Annotated in this window: 16 protein-coding genes; 7 read left to right on the top strand and 9 right to left on the bottom strand. The window is 67.2% G+C overall.

Annotated elements, in window-relative coordinates:
- Positions 1–56: 56 nt before the first annotated feature.
- The 5 genes from AWZ10_RS13215 to trxA all read left to right on the top strand — a co-directional run bounded on the left by AWZ10_RS13215 (position 57) and on the right by trxA (position 4927).
- Entirely contained in the window at positions 57–1784 is a 1728-nt protein-coding gene (locus tag AWZ10_RS13215) for a protein kinase family protein (protein ID WP_046703973.1), read from the top strand.
- A gap of 23 nt (positions 1785–1807) precedes the next feature.
- On the top strand, positions 1808–2521 hold the full coding sequence (sigM, locus tag AWZ10_RS13210; RefSeq protein ID WP_046703974.1) for an RNA polymerase sigma factor SigM: 714 nt from the start codon (positions 1808–1810) through the stop codon (positions 2519–2521).
- The gene (locus tag AWZ10_RS13205; RefSeq protein WP_060891145.1) at positions 2518–3408 is read left to right on the top strand and encodes an anti-sigma factor family protein; all 891 of its coding nucleotides are present in this window, start codon (positions 2518–2520) and stop codon (positions 3406–3408) included. Before sigM ends, AWZ10_RS13205 begins: the two co-directional genes overlap by 4 nt.
- Before the next feature lie 173 nt (positions 3409–3581).
- Positions 3582–4553 carry a thioredoxin-disulfide reductase gene (gene trxB / locus AWZ10_RS13200; protein WP_046703976.1) on the top strand — a complete coding sequence of 324 codons (972 nt, stop codon included), beginning with the start codon at positions 3582–3584 and terminating at the stop codon, positions 4551–4553.
- Positions 4554–4594: 41 nt separating this feature from the next.
- Entirely contained in the window at positions 4595–4927 is a 333-nt protein-coding gene (gene trxA, locus AWZ10_RS13195) for a thioredoxin (protein WP_037689654.1), read from the top strand.
- Positions 4928–4979: 52 nt separating this feature from the next.
- Here the strand turns inward: trxA and AWZ10_RS13190 are convergent, their stop codons facing one another.
- The 9 genes from AWZ10_RS13190 to rpmH all read right to left on the bottom strand — a co-directional run bounded on the left by AWZ10_RS13190 (position 4980) and on the right by rpmH (position 11907).
- Complete coding sequence (locus AWZ10_RS13190; protein ID WP_046703977.1) at positions 4980–5597, bottom strand: GNAT family N-acetyltransferase; 618 nt, start codon at positions 5595–5597, stop codon at positions 4980–4982.
- Between the two features lie 322 nt (positions 5598–5919).
- Positions 5920–7017 (bottom strand): ParB/RepB/Spo0J family partition protein, encoded by a 1098-nt coding sequence (locus AWZ10_RS13185; RefSeq protein WP_078935268.1) that lies wholly within the window; start codon positions 7015–7017, stop codon positions 5920–5922.
- Positions 7014–8087 (bottom strand): ParA family protein, encoded by a 1074-nt coding sequence (locus AWZ10_RS13180; RefSeq protein ID WP_078935270.1) that lies wholly within the window; start codon positions 8085–8087, stop codon positions 7014–7016. The genes AWZ10_RS13185 and AWZ10_RS13180 overlap by 4 nt, the downstream gene beginning before the upstream one ends.
- Before the next feature lie 288 nt (positions 8088–8375).
- Positions 8376–9092, bottom strand: coding sequence for a 16S rRNA (guanine(527)-N(7))-methyltransferase RsmG (gene rsmG / locus AWZ10_RS13175; RefSeq protein WP_046703979.1), 717 nt, complete (start codon positions 9090–9092; stop codon positions 8376–8378).
- Between the two features lie 116 nt (positions 9093–9208).
- The gene (locus AWZ10_RS13170; RefSeq protein WP_037689663.1) at positions 9209–9721 is read right to left on the bottom strand and encodes a Jag family protein; all 513 of its coding nucleotides are present in this window, start codon (positions 9719–9721) and stop codon (positions 9209–9211) included.
- Positions 9722–9736: 15 nt separating this feature from the next.
- Positions 9737–11023 carry a membrane protein insertase YidC gene (gene yidC / locus AWZ10_RS13165; RefSeq protein WP_060891144.1) on the bottom strand — a complete coding sequence of 429 codons (1287 nt, stop codon included), beginning with the start codon at positions 11021–11023 and terminating at the stop codon, positions 9737–9739.
- A 3-nt stretch (positions 11024–11026) separates the two neighbouring features.
- Positions 11027–11380, bottom strand: coding sequence for a membrane protein insertion efficiency factor YidD (yidD, locus tag AWZ10_RS13160; RefSeq protein ID WP_037689668.1), 354 nt, complete (start codon positions 11378–11380; stop codon positions 11027–11029).
- A complete protein-coding gene (gene rnpA, locus AWZ10_RS47650) occupies positions 11377–11748 on the bottom strand; it encodes a ribonuclease P protein component (protein WP_078935269.1) in 372 nt (123 codons plus the stop codon). Before rnpA ends, yidD begins: the two co-directional genes overlap by 4 nt.
- Before the next feature lie 21 nt (positions 11749–11769).
- Positions 11770–11907, bottom strand: coding sequence for a 50S ribosomal protein L34 (gene rpmH / locus AWZ10_RS13155; RefSeq protein WP_060891143.1), 138 nt, complete (start codon positions 11905–11907; stop codon positions 11770–11772).
- A 428-nt stretch (positions 11908–12335) separates the two neighbouring features.
- Between rpmH and dnaA the strand changes: the two genes are divergently transcribed.
- The gene (gene dnaA, locus AWZ10_RS13150) at positions 12336–14345 is read left to right on the top strand and encodes a chromosomal replication initiator protein DnaA (RefSeq protein ID WP_046703982.1); all 2010 of its coding nucleotides are present in this window, start codon (positions 12336–12338) and stop codon (positions 14343–14345) included.
- A gap of 881 nt (positions 14346–15226) precedes the next feature.
- A complete protein-coding gene (gene dnaN, locus AWZ10_RS13145; RefSeq protein ID WP_037689673.1) occupies positions 15227–16357 on the top strand; it encodes a DNA polymerase III subunit beta in 1131 nt (376 codons plus the stop codon).
- Positions 16358–16411: the final 54 nt, after the last annotated feature.

Raw genomic sequence — 16411 nt, 5'->3', positions numbered from 1 at the left:
GCACAATTGGCTTTGGCGTCTCGGAGCGCTCAACGGATGGGGAGGCAGGAACGACGGTGGCGGAACGGAGCACGGCTGCCGTCGACGTGGCAGACAACAGCGGCGACGAGCCGCTGACCGCACAAGCGGACCAGTCCACGGCCGACGGGGAGGCCCAGAACCGGGAGCGGGACACGGAAAGCTCGGCGAGCGAAGAGGCACAAGGGAGCGGCGGTACCGAGAGCTCTTCGAAGACGACACCGCCCGAACTGCACAGCGGCCACAAACTCGCCAGGCGCTACCGTCTCGAGGAGTGCGTCACCCGTCTGGACGGTTTCAGTAGTTGGCGTGCCGTGGACGAGAAACTGCGGCGCGCGGTCGGGGTGCATGTGCTGCCCGCAGACCACGCGCGTGGTCGTTCCGTGCTGGCGGCGGCACGCTCCTCGGCGTTGCTGGGGGACCCCCGCTTCGTCCAGGTGCTGGACGCAGTCGAGGAGAACGACCTCGTGTACGTGGTGCACGAATGGCTGCCCGACGCCACGGAGCTGACGGCTCTGTTGGCCCACGGTCCGCTGGAACCTCATGACGCGTACCAGATGGTCACACAGGTCTCCCACGCCATGGCCGCCGCGCACCGCGAAGGTCTCTCGCATCTGCGGCTCAACCCGAGCGCCGTGCTGCGTTCCGCCTCGGGACAGTGGCGCATCCGCGGTCTCGCGGTGAACGCCGCACTACGAGGCATCAGCTCGGACACTCCTCAGCGGACGGACACGGAGGCGATCGGCGCGCTGCTGTACGCGGCGCTCACCCAGCGCTGGCCGTACGAGAACGACGCGCACGGCCTCTCCGGGCTCCCCAAGGGCGTCGGGCTCATCGCGCCCGACCAGGTCCGCGCCGGTGTCCACAGGGGGCTGTCGGAGCTCTCCATGCGCGCACTCGTCAACGACGGTGCCACCGCTTCCCGCCACGAGTCTCCGTGCACGACGCCGGAGGAACTGGTGAAGGCTGTCGGTGAGATGCCGCGCATCCGCCCGCCGGAGCCCGCGTTCACCGCGCCGCCCGACTACCAGCGCACGACGTACCAGCAAGGGTCGTACGGCCGCCAGGCACCGCACCCCGGCGTCACCCAGCCGATGCAGACACCGCCGCCCCCGCTGCAGAGCCGGACCGGCAAGGCCCTCAAGTGGGCCGTCTCGGCACTACTGATCGCCGCCCTCGGTCTCGGCAGCTGGCAGTTGGCCGACGCGCTCATGCGCCGTGCGGACCAGTCCACCGACCAGGACACCAGCCAGACGACGGACGACAACGACAAGGGCACCGACAAGGCCAAGCCCATCACGGCGCTCAGCATCAAGGGCGCCGCGGAGTACTACCCGGACGGCAAGCCACAGCACGCGAACGACGCGGATCTGACGTACGACAGCGACTCGTCGACGTACTGGCGGACCTACTCCTACACCGGCGGCCCCACGCTGGCCCCGTTCAAGCAGGGCGTCGGCATCGTCTACGACCTGGGCTCGGCGCGGGAGGTGACGGCTGCCTCAATAGGGCTGTACTACTCCGGCGATCACACGACCGCCACGCTCTACGCGGCCGACTCCCTCTCGTCGTCCGCTCCCCTCAGCACCATGACGAAGATCGCCACCAACAGGACGACCGGGACGGAACTGAAGATCTCCGCAAAGAAGCCGGTGAAGACCCGGTACGTTCTCGTCTGGCTCACGGATGTGCCCAAGGCGGCCGGCGACCAGTACAGCAACCCCGGCTACAAGCAGGCGATCACCGATGTGAAGTTCACGGGCTGAGAGTTCACCGAGGGAGGGGGGCAATGGCGCACGGCGCTGATCACAGCGGAGCGAGCGATCAGGAGCTCCTGGCCCGGCATGTCGAGGGCGACCCCGACGCCTTCAGTGAACTCGTACGACGGCACCGAGACCGGCTGTGGGCGGTGGCGCTGCGGACTCTGGGGGACCGTGAGGAGGCCGCCGACGCAGTCCAGGACGCGTTGATGTCCGCCTATCGGGCCGCCCACACCTTCCGTGGCCACTCGGCCGTCACGACCTGGCTGCACCGCATCACGGTGAATGCCTGCCTGGACCGTGCTCGCAAGGCGGCCTCCCGCAAAACGTCGCCCGTCGACGACACCGAGCGCCTGGAGCAGCTCCTGGAGCCTCACGAGTCGGCTTCCGCTCCCGCCGAACGCAACGACCTGCACCGTCAGCTGCTGGAGGCCCTGGGCACCCTGCCGCAGGATCAGCGGGCGGCACTCGTCCTGGTGGACATGCAGGGCTACCCGGTGGCTGAGGCCGCGCGGATCCTCGACGTGCCGACCGGCACGGTGAAGAGCCGCTGTGCCCGTGGCAGAGCCAGACTCCTGCCGCTCCTGACCCATCTCCGTGCGGATGGCGAAGGTGGCGGCGGTAAAAAGTCGGGGCGCGGAAGGAACCGGGCGCAGGGGACATCCGTCCCACCCGCAGCGGGACCACATGATGCAGGGCCAAGCGATTCAGCTGCTGTGAAGGGCGGAGGTGGACGAGCGTGACATCCACGACCGACACGGCCGGACACCCGGAAGTCGCGGAGATCTCCGACCTCAGTGAAGGTCTACTCCCTCCCTCCCGTACTACTGATGTCCGACAGCATCTGGACGAGTGCCCGCTCTGCGCCGACGTGTACGCCTCGCTGGAGGAGATCCGCGGTCTCCTGGGCACCCTGCCGGGACCTGCTCGTATGCCCGACGATGTGGCGGGACGGATCGATGCCGCGCTGGCAGCCGAAGCCCTTCTGAACGCCACGGCACCCGAGCACGAGACCGCCGAGGAACCTGCCGTCGCCTCCCCTGCGGCGGGCAGCGAGGATGCCGCGGATGTTTCACGTGAAACATCGCCTGTGGCGGGTCGTCCTGCCGGCCGTCCACGCGCGTCCACCGGCCCGGGCCGCACGGGTCGGCGGCGCCCCAACAGTCGCACGACAGTCATCGGTGCCGCCTTCGCGATCGCAGCCCTGGGCTTCGGCGCGGTCCTCGTCCAGTCGATCGGTGAGGGGGACGGTCCTACGAACAAGGACCCGGCAGCGGCCTTCTCCGGCGTCAGGCTGGAGAAGCGGGTCGAAGCCATCCTGGACGATGCCGAGACCCAGAGCTCGCCCGGAAGGGATCCCTTCGGGACTGCCGCGTCCCCGGACAAGAGCAGGAACACGGTCTTCAAGGCCGATGTGCCCGTCTGTATCGCGAAAGGCATCGGCGATGTCACGGGCGCGATCACTTCCGAGCCTGGTACCTATCGGGGAGCTGACGCGTATCTCGTGCTGCTGCCCGACCGTTCCGACGACTCGCGCGTCACCGCTTATGTCGTCGACGCCTCCTGCTTGGACAAGGCTTCGGAGCCGGCCGGTGACATCCTCCTGAAGCAGTCCTACGCCCGCCCCTGAGGGCTGTCGCTCGCGTTGCACCATCCCTGGCATCCCTGCGCGGTGCCTTGTCTCCGTGTGCCCGGACACACCGGGAATGCGCGCCCCTTAGGATCCGTTGGGTGGGGTGAGAGTTCCGAGAGCAGCTCCCACCGGCAGTACACCAGCAGTCTCCAGAGACGAGGAATCAAGCCGTGAGCGACGTCCGAAACGTGATCATCATCGGCTCCGGGCCCGCCGGCTACACGGCGGCGCTCTACACCGCGCGCGCGTCGCTGAAGCCGCTGGTGTTCGAGGGCGCCGTCACCGCAGGCGGCGCGCTGATGAACACCACCGAGGTGGAGAACTTCCCCGGCTTCCGGGACGGCATCATGGGTCCCGACCTGATGGACAACATGCGGGCGCAGGCCGAACGCTTCGGTGCCGAGCTCATCCCGGACGACATCGTCGCCGTCGACCTGAGCGGCGAGATCAAGACCGTCACGGACACCGCAGGCACGGTGCACCGCGCCAAGGCCGTCATCGTCACCACGGGCTCCCAGCACCGCAAGCTCGGGCTGCCCAACGAGGATGCTCTCTCCGGCCGAGGTGTTTCCTGGTGTGCCACCTGTGACGGGTTCTTCTTCAAGGACCAGGACATCGCCGTGATCGGCGGCGGGGACACGGCGATGGAGGAGGCGACCTTCCTCTCGCGGTTCGCCAAGTCCGTGACCATCGTCCACCGCCGGGACACGCTGCGTGCTTCCAAGGCGATGCAGGACCGCGCGTTCGCCGACCCGAAGATCTCCTTCGTGTGGGACAGCGAGGTCGCCGAGATCCAGGGCGACCAGAAGCTCGCCGGACTGAAGCTGCGCAACCTCAAGACGGGCGAGACCTCCGAGCTGCCGGCGACAGGTCTCTTCATCGCGATCGGCCACGACCCGCGCACGGAACTCTTCAAGGGCCAGCTCGACCTGGACGACGAGGGCTACCTGAAGGTGGTCTCCCCGTCGACCCGGACGAACCTGACCGGTGTCTTCGGCGCCGGTGACGTCGTCGACCACACGTACCGCCAGGCGATCACCGCGGCCGGAACCGGCTGCTCCGCCGCCCTGGACGCCGAGCGCTACCTCGCCGCCCTCGCAGACGGCGACCAGGTCGCCGAGCCCGAGAAGACCGCCGTCTGACCTCCGTCCGCCCCACCGCACCAACCAGTTAGGAGCCCTCAGTGGCCGGCACTCTCAAGAACGTGACCGACGACTCCTTCGAGCAGGACGTCCTCAAGAACGACAAGCCCGTCCTGGTGGACTTCTGGGCCGCCTGGTGCGGTCCGTGCCGCCAGATCGCGCCGTCCCTCGAAGCGATCGCCAACGAATACGGCGACAAGATCGAGATCGTCAAGCTCAACATCGACGAGAACCCGGCCACGGCTGCCAAGTACGGCGTCATGTCCATCCCGACGCTGAACGTCTACCAGGGGGGCGAGGTCGCCAAGACCATCGTCGGTGCCAAGCCCAAGGCAGCGATCGTGCGTGACCTCGAGGACTTCATCGCCGAGTGATGTTTCACGTGAAACACGAAGGGGCCAACCCGAACGGGTTGGCCCCTTCGCTTTAGAGCGGCCGCAACGCCGGCTCCTTCTGCACAGCTCCCAGAAGCCGGTCCAGTGCCAGCTCGACGTCCTCCTTCCAGGAGAGCGTCGTCCGCAGCTCCAACCGCAGCCGGGGATAAGTGGGATGAGGGCGGACCGTCTTGAAGCCCACGGCCGTCAGATGGTCGGCGGGGAGAACACACGCCGGATCCTTCCAACGAGCGTCCCCGAAAGCCTCGATCGCCTTGAAGCCCCTCCGCAGCAGATCCTTGGCAACCGTCTGGACCATCACACGGCCGAGCCCCTGGCTTTGGTAGCCCTGCATGATGAAGGCGGTCATCAACTGAACCGCGTCGGGAGACACCGGACTCGTGGGGAACGCCATGGCGCGGGGCACATAGGCCGGAGGCGCGTACAGCACGAAGCCCACCGGTACCTCGTCCACGTAGGCAACCCGGCCGCAGGACCCCCAGTCCAGCAGGACGGCGGAGATCCACGCCTCCTTCTCCAGAGCTGGAGTACCTGCTTTCAGCGCGGCCTCGCCGCTGACTGGGTCCAACTCCCAGAAGACACACGACCGGCAGCGCTTGGGAAGGTCCTGAAGGTTGTCCAGCGTGAGCGGTACGAGCCGACGCCCCATGAAGGCTGTTCCTCGCTTCCTTCGCCCGCAGCATCGCGAGCGGCTGTCAGAGCGCTCCGCTCCCTGATCAGACTGCCGATGAATCCGCCGACCGCACCCAGTCCCAGGCCTGCGGTCACCAGTCCGGAACGGCTCACGGTTCGCATGGCCCCGCCTCTCCCAAGAAGACCCGCCAGGTCGATGCGCCACCCGAACGCATCGTATCCACGATGCGATTGCCTAGATACCGCCTCGAAGCAAAGAGCGGGCTGTGTCCGGTATACATCGGTCACAGCCCGCTCAGGCGGTCGACGGGCCGAAGGCCGTCCTTCCATTCGACCGCTCAGACCTCCGTGTCCTCCGAGTCGTCGTCCAGAAGGCTCTTCTGGAGAGCGAGCTTCTCGCCCGGAGCGAGCGTGCTCAGAATCCGCTCAAGGTCCTCCGTGGACGCGAACTCCACAGTGATCTTGCCCTTCTTCTGGCCCAGATCGATCTTCACCCGCGTCTCGAAGCGATCCGAGAGACGGGTCGCGAGTTCGCCCAGCGCGGGGGAAGGTACGGAGCCGGCGCGTGGGCCCCTGGACCGCGCAGAAGCCTGCGGATGCGATCCCATGAGGGTGACGATCTCTTCGACGGCTCGGACCGAGAGCCCCTCGGCCACGATCCGGTGAGCCAGCTTGTCCTGCTCCTCGGAGTCCTCGACGGAGAGCAGCGCCCGAGCGTGCCCGGCCGAGAGAACACCGGCGGCCACACGCCGCTGGACCGCCACCGAAAGCTTCAGCAGGCGCAGCGTGTTGGAGACCTGCGGGCGGGACCGGCCAATACGGTCCGCCAGCTGGTCGTGCGTGCAGTTGAAGTCCTTGAGCAACTGATCATAGGCAAACGCCTCTTCCAGCGGGTTCAGCTGGGCACGGTGCAGGTTCTCCAGAAGCGCGTCCAGAAGAAGCTTCTCGTCGTCCGTGGCCCGGACGATCGCCGGAATTGCCTCCAGACCGGCCTCACGGCAGGCTCGCCAACGCCGCTCACCCATGATGAGCTCGTAGCGGGCCGGACCCACCTGCCGTACGACGATGGGCTGGAGAAGACCGACCTCCTTGATGGAGGTGACGAGTTCCTGAAGAAGGTCATCGTCGAACACCTCACGCGGCTGGCGTGGGTTCCGGGAGATGGAGTCGAGAGGCAGCTCGGCGAAAAAGGCACCGATAGGCGCTCCGGGCAGTTCCGCCGCGCCATCCGGCGGCAGCTCCTCTGTTTCACGTGAAACAGGCGGGAGAGTGGCCACCTTCGAGGCTGCCAGCCCACGCTCGGGGGTGAAGACAGATGGCACCGCCGGCGGTGTGGATGCGGTTGCTCCCGCTGCTGGCGATTCCTTCTCTCCTGTCGCGGCCGCTGGGATCAGTGCGGCAAGACCACGGCCCAACCCCCTCCGTCGATCACTCACTGGATCCCCTCCACCACACTCGGATTGTTCTGAGCACCGATATGGGCGTGCGTCGGGTCGTACCCCATGCCCACGCCCCTCAGTGCGACTTCTCGTGCCGCCTCAAGGTAGGAGAGGGCACCACTCGATCCTGGATCGTAGGTCAGCACCGTCTGCCCATAGCTCGGCGCCTCTGAGATACGGACCGAGCGGGGAATGCTCGTCCGTAGCACCTCCTCGCCGAAGTGGGTACGCACCTCGTCGGCGACCTGGGACGCCAGGCGCGTCCGGCCGTCGTACATGGTGAGCAGGATGGTCGACACATGAAGGACGGGGTTGAGGTGCCCTCGAACCAGGTCGACATTGCGGAGCAGCTGGCCGAGGCCCTCCAGCGCGTAGTACTCGCACTGGATCGGAATGAGAACTTCCTGGCCGGCGACCAGCGCGTTCACCGTCAGCAGGCCGAGCGAGGGCGGGCAGTCGATGAGGATGTAGTCCAGGGGCTGCTCATACGCCTGAATCGCTCGCTGCAGTCGGCTCTCTCGTGCCACCAGGGACACCAGCTCGATCTCGGCACCAGCGAGATCGATCGTGGCGGGCGCGCAGAAGAGACCCTCTACATCAAGAACGGGCTGGACGACTTCCGCCAACGGCTTGCTGTCGATCAACACGTCGTAGATGGACGGCACCTCGGCGTGATGATCGATCCCCAACGCGGTGGACGCGTTGCCCTGGGGGTCGAGATCGATCACCAGGACACGGGCGCCGTGCAGAGCCAGCGAAGCAGCGAGGTTGACCGTCGTCGTGGTCTTGCCGACACCGCCCTTCTGGTTGGCGACCACCATGACTCTGGTCTGCTCAGGCCGAGGCAGGCCCTCGCCGGCGCGGCCCAGAGCCTCTACCGCCAGCTGGGCGGCACGACCGATGGGAGTGTCGTCCATCGGGGGTGGTGTTTCACGTGAAACATCCTCCCCCATCGACTCGGTACGGGGACCGGGGACCGGATCGGTCATCGGTCCCGCGATGTTGGCGTCGGACCGCAAGGATTCACTCTCCTCGACTTCAGGCTCGCAATGAACAGAGCCTCCCATGCCTTCGGGGTCGTGAACCAGTGAGGCCTGGTCTTCTGTGGAGAATTCCACCTCTGTGGAAAACTCCGTTACCTCTCCGAGTGACCCGAGAGGCTTCCGGTCGCGCGGTTCGGCCGCGGCGCGGCCACGGCTGATAATGCCGTGTAGCAGTGAGCGACGTTTCACGTGAAACACGATGCCCAGCGACACAGACCAAGCTCGCGCGACACTCCGAGATGCATAGGTTTGGAAGCTTGTGTGGAGTACGACTCGTCGTCAGGACGGATCAGTGAACGTCCAGATCAATGCCTAGCGGCGTCGACGTGCTCGCCCCGCCCGGGCCGCCTTGGCCCGTTTCGCGGCGAAGCGCACACCTCCCGGGCTCTCCCCGACCTCCACGCGGACCACGGTGGACAGTGGATCGACCACGCCCTCGCCGACGTGGAGGACCGAGGTCTCCACCGCGCCGAGCTTACTCAGGGCCGAGGCAGCACTCTTCAGCTCCTCCTCCGCGGTGTCGCCCTTGAGTGCCAGCATCTCCCCGTACGGACGCAGCAGAGGGATGCCCCATGCGGCCAATCGGTCCAGTGGGGCCACGGCCCGAGCCGTCACCACGTGGACGGGCTGCAAGGTCCCGAGGACCTCCTCGGCTCGGCCTCGGATGACGGTCACATGATCGAGGCCCAAAAGCTCGACGACCTCGGCCAGGAAGTTCGTGCGCCGCAGAAGTGGCTCCAGCAGCGTGATCTTCAGGTCCTCCCGGACGAGGGCCAGCGGAATGCCGGGCAGTCCGGCCCCGGAGCCGACATCGCACACCGTCACCCCCTCGGGCACGACCTCCGAGAGCACCGCGCAGTTCAGCAGGTGCCTCTCCCACAGGCGGGGTACCTCCCGCGGGCCGATGAGCCCGCGCTGCACTCCCGCCTCAGCCAGGAGTTCGGCGTACCGGACCGCATCCGCGTAGCGATCACCGAATACGTCGCGCGCCTGCTCGGGCGCAGGGGGGAGCTCCGCTGACTCCGTCACGGGAACCGTCCTTCCGTACCGCAAGAGCGCACTCGGCGCTGACACCAGAACAACAGGCTGACAAAGTTTCGGCCCCGCCTGCGGGCAGACGGGGCCGGAGAAGCGTACGTACCGAATCAGGCGGGCAGCACGACGACGAAGCGCTGCGGCTCCTCGCCCTCGGACTCACTGCGCAGGCCCGCGGACTTGACCGCGTCGTGGACGACCTTGCGCTCGAACGGCGTCATCGGCTTCAGTTTCACGGGCTCACCGGTGCTCTTGGCCTCGGCCGCCGCCTTGGCGCCCAGCTCGGAGAGCTCGGCGCGCTTCTGGGCACGGTAACCCGCGATGTCCAGCATCAGACGGCTGCGGTCACCGGTCTCCCGGTGCACAGCCAGGCGCGTGAGCTCCTGGAGCGCCTCGAGCACCTCGCCCTCCCGGCCGACGAGCTTGTTCAGATCGCGGCCGCCGGAGTCGCTGATGATCGAGACAGAGGCACGGTCGGCCTCGACGTCCATGTCGATGTCGCCGTCGAGATCTGCGATGTCCAGCAGACCTTCCAGGTAGTCCGCCGCGATCTCACCCTCCTGCTCCAGGCGGGTCAGGGTGTCGCCACCCTCGGAGGCGGTGGAGGTGGTGCCTTCCGTCACGGGAGGAGCTCCTTCTTACTTCTTGGACGGGGACTTGGGGCGCTGCTGGCCCTTGCGCTGACCGGACTGGGCCTTGCTGCGACCACCGGTACCGGGCTTGGGCGCGGCCTTCTTGGCAGCAGCCGCCGGCTTGGCGTCCTCCGGCTGGTCGGACTTGATCAGCGAAGTGGGCTCGGTCTGCGGCTCATCGTCGTCGTCGGCGGTCTTCGCCCCACCGGACTGACGCTGGGCCTTGGTCTGGCGCTTGGGCTGCTGACGCTTGGGGGTGCCAGGCATCGACGTACCGTCCTCGGCCGTAAGGACGGTCGAGACCTCGCTCTTGACCACGGTGCCGTCACCCTGGGCCGCGAGGCCCTCCTTGCCCAGACCGGTGATGAACTTGCGCTCGTGCTCGTTGCGGTCTCGGCCCTTGGCGACGATCGCCTTGACGATGGCGCGCTCACGGCGGTTACGGGTCTTGCCGTGCCGCGTGACGTGCTTGAAGAGGCGCTCCAGGTAGGCGGCCTGCGCCGTGGAACCAGGGGTCGGGTTGTTGTGGATGACGTACATCTGCTGGCCCATGGTCCACACGTTGGTGGTCAGCCAGTAGACGAGGACACCGACCGGGAAGTTGATGCCGAAGACGGCGAACATGACCGGGAAGACGTACAGCAGCATCTTCTGCTGCTGCATGAACGGCGTCTTCACCGTGGTGTCGACGTTCTTCTTCATCAGCTGACGCTGCGTGTAGAACTGCGACGCCGACATCAGGACGATCATGATCGCGGTGACGACGCGGACCGTGACCAGCGAGGCGTCGAGCGCCGCGACGTCCGCGGAACTGTCGGTGAACTTCGCGGCCAGCGGAGCACCGACGATGTGCGCCTTCTGCGCGCTCTGCAGCAGGCTCTCGTTGATGACACCGATGGTGTCGTTGTTCGCGATGCTGTTGAGCACGTGGTACAGCGCGAAGAAGAACGGGGACTGCGCCAGGATGGGAAGGCACGAGGAGAGCGGGTTGGTGCCCGTCTCCTTGTACAGCTTCATCATCTCTTCGGACTGGCGCTGCTTGTCGTTCTTGTAGCGCTCCTGGATCTTCTTCATCTCGGGCTGCAGCGTCTGCATCGCCCGGGTCGCCTTGATCTGCTTCACGAAGAGCGGGATCAGGCAGATACGGATCAGGATCACCAAGGACACGATGGACAGGCCCCAGGCCCACCCGGTGTCAGCGCCGAAGAGGGCGCCGTACACCTTGTGGAACTGGACGATGACCCAGGAGACAGGTGTCGTGATGAAGCTGAAGAGGCTGGCAATCGTGTCCACTAATCATGCTCCTTGGGCATGGGACGGGCTCTCGGCGGCCGGGCTCGAAGGAACGTGCCCCTCGATGGCCGGTTCGGCGGCGGAGGACCCGCCCTTGCGTGCGCGCCACGTGCCACGCAACATCTCGTGCCACCGTGGGCGCTTGCGCGGCGGGACGTGGTCCACACCGCCGAGCGACCACGGATTGCACCGCAGGATGCGCCAGGCGGTGAGTGCCGTTCCCTTGATCGCACCGTGCCGGTCGATGGCCGTGTAGCCGTAGTGGGAGCACGACGGGTAGTACTTGCACACCGGCCCGAGCAGCGGACTGATCGTCCACTGGTACAGCTTGATCAGCGCCAGCAGCGGGTACTTCATCGTGCGCCCCCTCCCAGCAGCCGCCCCAGGGCGGCATCCAGGTCTTGGGCCAGTTGTACGTGGTCGGCGTCACCCGCTCCGGGCAGCGCTCGTACCACTACCAGGCTACCGGGGGGCAACAGGGCGACTCGATCGCGCATCAGATGGCGAAGCCTGCGCTTCACCTTGTTGCGTACGACCGAGCCACCGACGGCCTTGCTCACGACGAAACCCGCACGCGTCGGGGGAGCGCTCTCCCCAGGCGCGTGCGGGTCCGTGGCACCGCTACGTAGGTGAATGACGAGGAGCGGGCGGCCGGCCCGGCGTCCTCGTCGTACCGCGGTCGCGAAGTCCTCGCGCCGCCTCAGCCGATGCTCGGTAGGCAGCACGACGTCATGACCTGATCGGGATCAGGCGGACAGGCTTGAGCGACCCTTGCTGCGACGGTTCGCGAGGATCGCGCGACCGGCACGGGTACGCATCCGCAGGCGGAAGCCGTGGGTCTTGGCACGACGACGGTTGTTCGGCTGGAAGGTGCGCTTGCTCACTCGGGGGCTCCAGAAAGAAATCGGTGTTTGCGGGTGCCGTCCTGGCTGTCACCGTGCGCCCACGAGTAGCTCGTATAAACGCCCGAGTGCACCGCTGTCCGATCACCTGACGCGATCTGTGCCCATCGGAGGCAGGCGGCAGCAGCCATCGACAACTCGACCTGGTTACGGTACGCGCGGCTACGCCATCCGGTCAAACCGAGGATCACGGGGAGACACTATCCACAGCCTGGGGACAACAACTTGAACCGTACCGGTCGCCGTGACTACCGTGACTGAACTCCGATTCGTTCCCCTTCCCTTGGCTGCTGGGCACCGACCCACCCACCAGCACCTCGTCCCGAGCGCCCCACCAGTGCCCCACCCGAGTTCCAAACCAACCTGTCCCAGAACCACTCGTTCGCGGGACCTGTGAGAGAGCGTGCCCTGTGGCTGACGTACCTGCCGATCTTGCCGCAGTGTGGCCACGCGTATTGGAAAAGCTCCTCGGCGAGGGCCATGGCCAAGGCGTGGAGGTGAAGGACGAGCGCTGGATCAAGCGCTGTCAGCCGCTCGCACTGGTCGCGGACACGGCACTCCTCGCCGTCCCGAACGAGTTCGCGAAGGGCGTACTCGAAGGCCGTCTCGCGCCGATCGTCAGCGAGACCCTGAGCAGGGAGTGCGGCCGGCCGATCCGTATCGCGATCACCGTCGACAGCTCCGTCGGCGAGCCCCCGCCCCCGCCGGTCCAGCGCCGCTTCGACGAGCCGGAGCTCCCCTCCGTCCCGGCCCAGAACCGCGACGGCTACGACGGCAGGAGCGCGTACGACGGCCAGGGGCGCGATGCGCACGGTGGGTACGAGAACCAGAACGCGTACGAGGGCCAGAACGGATACGACGGCCAGCCCCGTGATCCCTACGAGGGGTACGGCCGCCACCGGGCCGACGACCGCGGTCCGGGGCGCGGCGAACAGCCGGGCGGCGGACCCGGCGACCAGTTGCCGCCCCCCCGCGCGGACCAGCTCCCCACCGGCCGCTCGGACCAGCTTCCAACCGCGCGCCCCGCGTATCCGTCCGAGTACCAGCGGCCCGAACCGGGCGCCTGGCCGCGGCCGCCGCAGGACGACTACGGCTGGCAGCAGCAGCGGCTCGGTTTCCCGGAACGGGATCCGTACGCTTCGCCGTCGTCGGACTACCGCTCGCAGTCGATGGACCGGCCACCGTACGACCAGCAGCGCTCCGAGTACGACCAGCCCCGCGGCGACTACGACCGGCTGGGTGGCGACTCCGACTATCCGCGGCAGAACAGACGTGGCCTTCCCGAGCAGTCGCCGGGCTCGGGGCACGTGCACCGGGGTGGCCCGGCGAGCAGCGCGCCCGGTCCGCTGGCTGCCCAGCCCGCGCCGGCGCCCGGTCCGGGTGAGCCGACGGCACGCCTGAACCCGAAGTACCTCTTCGACACCTTCGTCATCGGCGCGTCCAACCGGTTCGCGCACGCGGCCGCGGTCGCCGTCGCCGAGGCGCCCGCGAAGGCCTACAACCCCCTCTTCATCTACGGGGAGTCCGGCCTCGGCAAGACCCACCTGCTGCACGCGATCGGGCACTACGCGCGCAGCCTCTATCCGGGCACGCGGGTGCGGTACGTGAGCTCGGAGGAGTTCACCAACGAGTTCATCAACTCCATCCGCGACGGCAAGGGCGACAGCTTCCGCAAGCGGTACCGGGAGATGGACATCCTGCTCGTGGACGACATCCAGTTCCTGGCGGACAAGGAGTCGACGCAGGAGGAGTTCTTCCACACCTTCAACACGCTCCACAACGCGAACAAGCAGATCGTGCTCTCCAGCGACCGGCCGCCGAAGCAGCTGGTGACTCTGGAGGACCGGCTGCGGAACCGCTTCGAGTGGGGTCTGATCACCGACGTCCAGCCGCCCGAGCTGGAGACGCGTATCGCGATCCTCCGCAAGAAGGCGGTGCAGGAGCAGCTCAACGCCCCGCCGGAGGTACTGGAGTTCATCGCCTCCCGGATCTCGCGCAACATCCGCGAGCTGGAGGGCGCGCTGATCCGGGTGACGGCGTTCGCGTCGCTCAACCGGCAGCCGGTGGACCTCGGTCTGACCGAGATCGTGCTCAAGGACCTGATCCCGGGCGGCGAGAACGCGTCTCCCGAGATCACCGCCACCGCGATCATGGGCGCGACGGCCGACTACTTCGGGCTCACGGTCGAGGATCTCTGCGGCACCTCGCGCGGCCGCGCTCTGGTGACCGCCCGGCAGATCGCCATGTACCTGTGCCGTGAGCTGACCGACCTGTCGTTGCCCAAGATCGGCGCGCAGTTCGGCAACCGTGACCACACCACCGTCATGCACGCCGATCGCAAGATCCGCGCGCTGATGGCCGAACGGCGCTCGATCTACAACCAGGTTACGGAGCTGACGAACCGCATCAAGAACGGCTGACAGAAGGCCGTCGTACGTCGCTGAGGGCGCCCCGGGACGAGTTCCCGAGGGCGCCTTCGGCGTTCCGGGGGAGGCTTCGTCCGTCGCCGGCCAGACATCAGGTGTTCGAATACCTGCCGCGTTACGGCCTCCCTCCACAGATTCCGGGACTTTCTCCCGTCCACACCCTGGGGACCGGGAAGTTATACAGATCGTGTCCACAGGGCCGACTGTTGCGGGATCATCGGGCCAGGTCAGTGCCCTGTGGATTCGTGGACAAAAGATCTCCACAGGCTGTGGACAAAGCGGAGATCCACAGACTGTGGACGGAGTTGTCCACCGACGGCCCACAGGCTGCGGCCCGTTGTCCCCAGTGATCGTCGGCTTCTCCACATGCCTGTCCACTGTTCGGCAAGCCAACGCGCCTCTTCACCGTGTCGAGTGAAAGGCGTCACACGAAGTTGCCTGGTTGGGCTGTGGGTAAGGCGGGTAAACCTGGGGACGCCGTTGGGGAGAACTGCCCCCGGGCTGTGCACGGTGTGTGCAGAACTTTCCGTTCTCCACAGATACCCCCGGTTGTCCACCGCCTCCGCCCACAGGCCCGGTGGACAAAATTTGCCGTCTGAGCTGCGAAAACGGGGTTATCCACGGTTTCCACAGCCCCTACTACTACTCCCAACTAGAGAGAGCTGGGAATCCGTTTCGAAGTGGGTCCTGTGCACAACTCGCTCTGGGCTGCCCGACCGCGCCTCGTCACGACTTGACCCCGAGAGGCTCCGAGTGTCAGTGGTGTGCGTCAGACTGTTCCCGGTGTCCTTCCCCTCACAGGAACCAGCGACACCGAGACAGACGACGAAGCCAGGCAGGGCGAGAAGCGCCGGCAACAGCAGGAGGCGGCAACAGTGAAGATCCGGGTGGAACGCGACGTACTCGCGGAGGCAGTGGCCTGGGCGGCGCGCAGCCTCCCGGCCCGGCCGCCGGCGCCTGTTCTCGCCGGCCTCCTTCTGAAGGCCGAGGAAGGCCAGCTGAGCCTCTCCAGCTTCGACTACGAGGTCTCCGCTCGGGTGTCCGTGGAGGCGGAGGTCGACGAGGAGGGCACGGTGCTCGTCTCCGGCAGGCTTCTCGCCGACATCTGCCGCGCCCTCCCCAACCGTCCGGTGGAGATCTCCACAGACGGTGTACGGGCGACGGTGGTCTGCGGTTCCTCCCGGTTCACGCTCCACACACTGCCTGTGGAGGAGTACCCGTCCCTGCCGCAGATGCCGAACGCCACGGGCACCGTCCCCGGCGAGGTTTTCGCCTCCGCCGCCGCCCAGGTGGCCATTGCCGCCGGGCGCGACGACACGCTGCCCGTCCTCACCGGTGTGCGCATCGAGATCGAGGGCGACACGGTCACGCTGGCCTCCACCGACCGCTACCGCTTCGCGGTCCGTGAGTTCCTGTGGAAGCCGGAGAACCCCGAGGCGTCCGCGGTCGCCCTGGTGCCCGCCAAGACGCTCCTGGACACCGCCAAGGCCCTCACGAGCGGCGACAGCGTCATCCTGGCGCTCTCCGGCTCGGGCTCGGGCGAGGGTCTGATCGGTTTCGAGGGCGCGGGCCGTCGTACGACCACGCGGCTGCTGGAGGGTGACCTCCCGAAGTACCGCACGCTGTTCCCGACGGAGTTCAACAGCGTGGCCGTCATCGAGACGGCGCCCTTCGTCGAGGCCGTCAAGCGTGTCGCCCTGGTCGCCGAGCGGAACACCCCGGTGCGGCTGAGCTTCGAGCAGGGCGTGCTGATCCTGGAGGCCGGCTCCAGCGACGACGCACAGGCTGTGGAAAGGGTCGACGCCCAGCTGGAGGGCGACGACATCTCGATCGCCTTCAACCCCACCTTCCTGCTGGACGGCCTCAGCGCCATCGACTCCCCGGTCGCCCAGCTGTCGTTCACCACCTCCACCAAGCCCGCGCTGCTCAGCGGCAAGCCGGCCGTGGACGCCGAGGCGGACGAGGCCTACAAGTACCTGATCATGCCGGTGCGGCTCAGCGGCTGACCGGCCGGACGCCGCCGCGGCCGAGCCGCCGGAGGTGGTCCACAGCGCTGTGGG

Source organism: Streptomyces europaeiscabiei (assembly GCF_001550375.1).
GTDB classification, from domain to species: Bacteria; Actinomycetota; Actinomycetes; order Streptomycetales; family Streptomycetaceae; genus Streptomyces; species Streptomyces europaeiscabiei.
The sequence above is the reverse complement of the archived record's forward strand: the minus strand, read 5'-3'. Positions and strand labels throughout refer to the sequence as shown.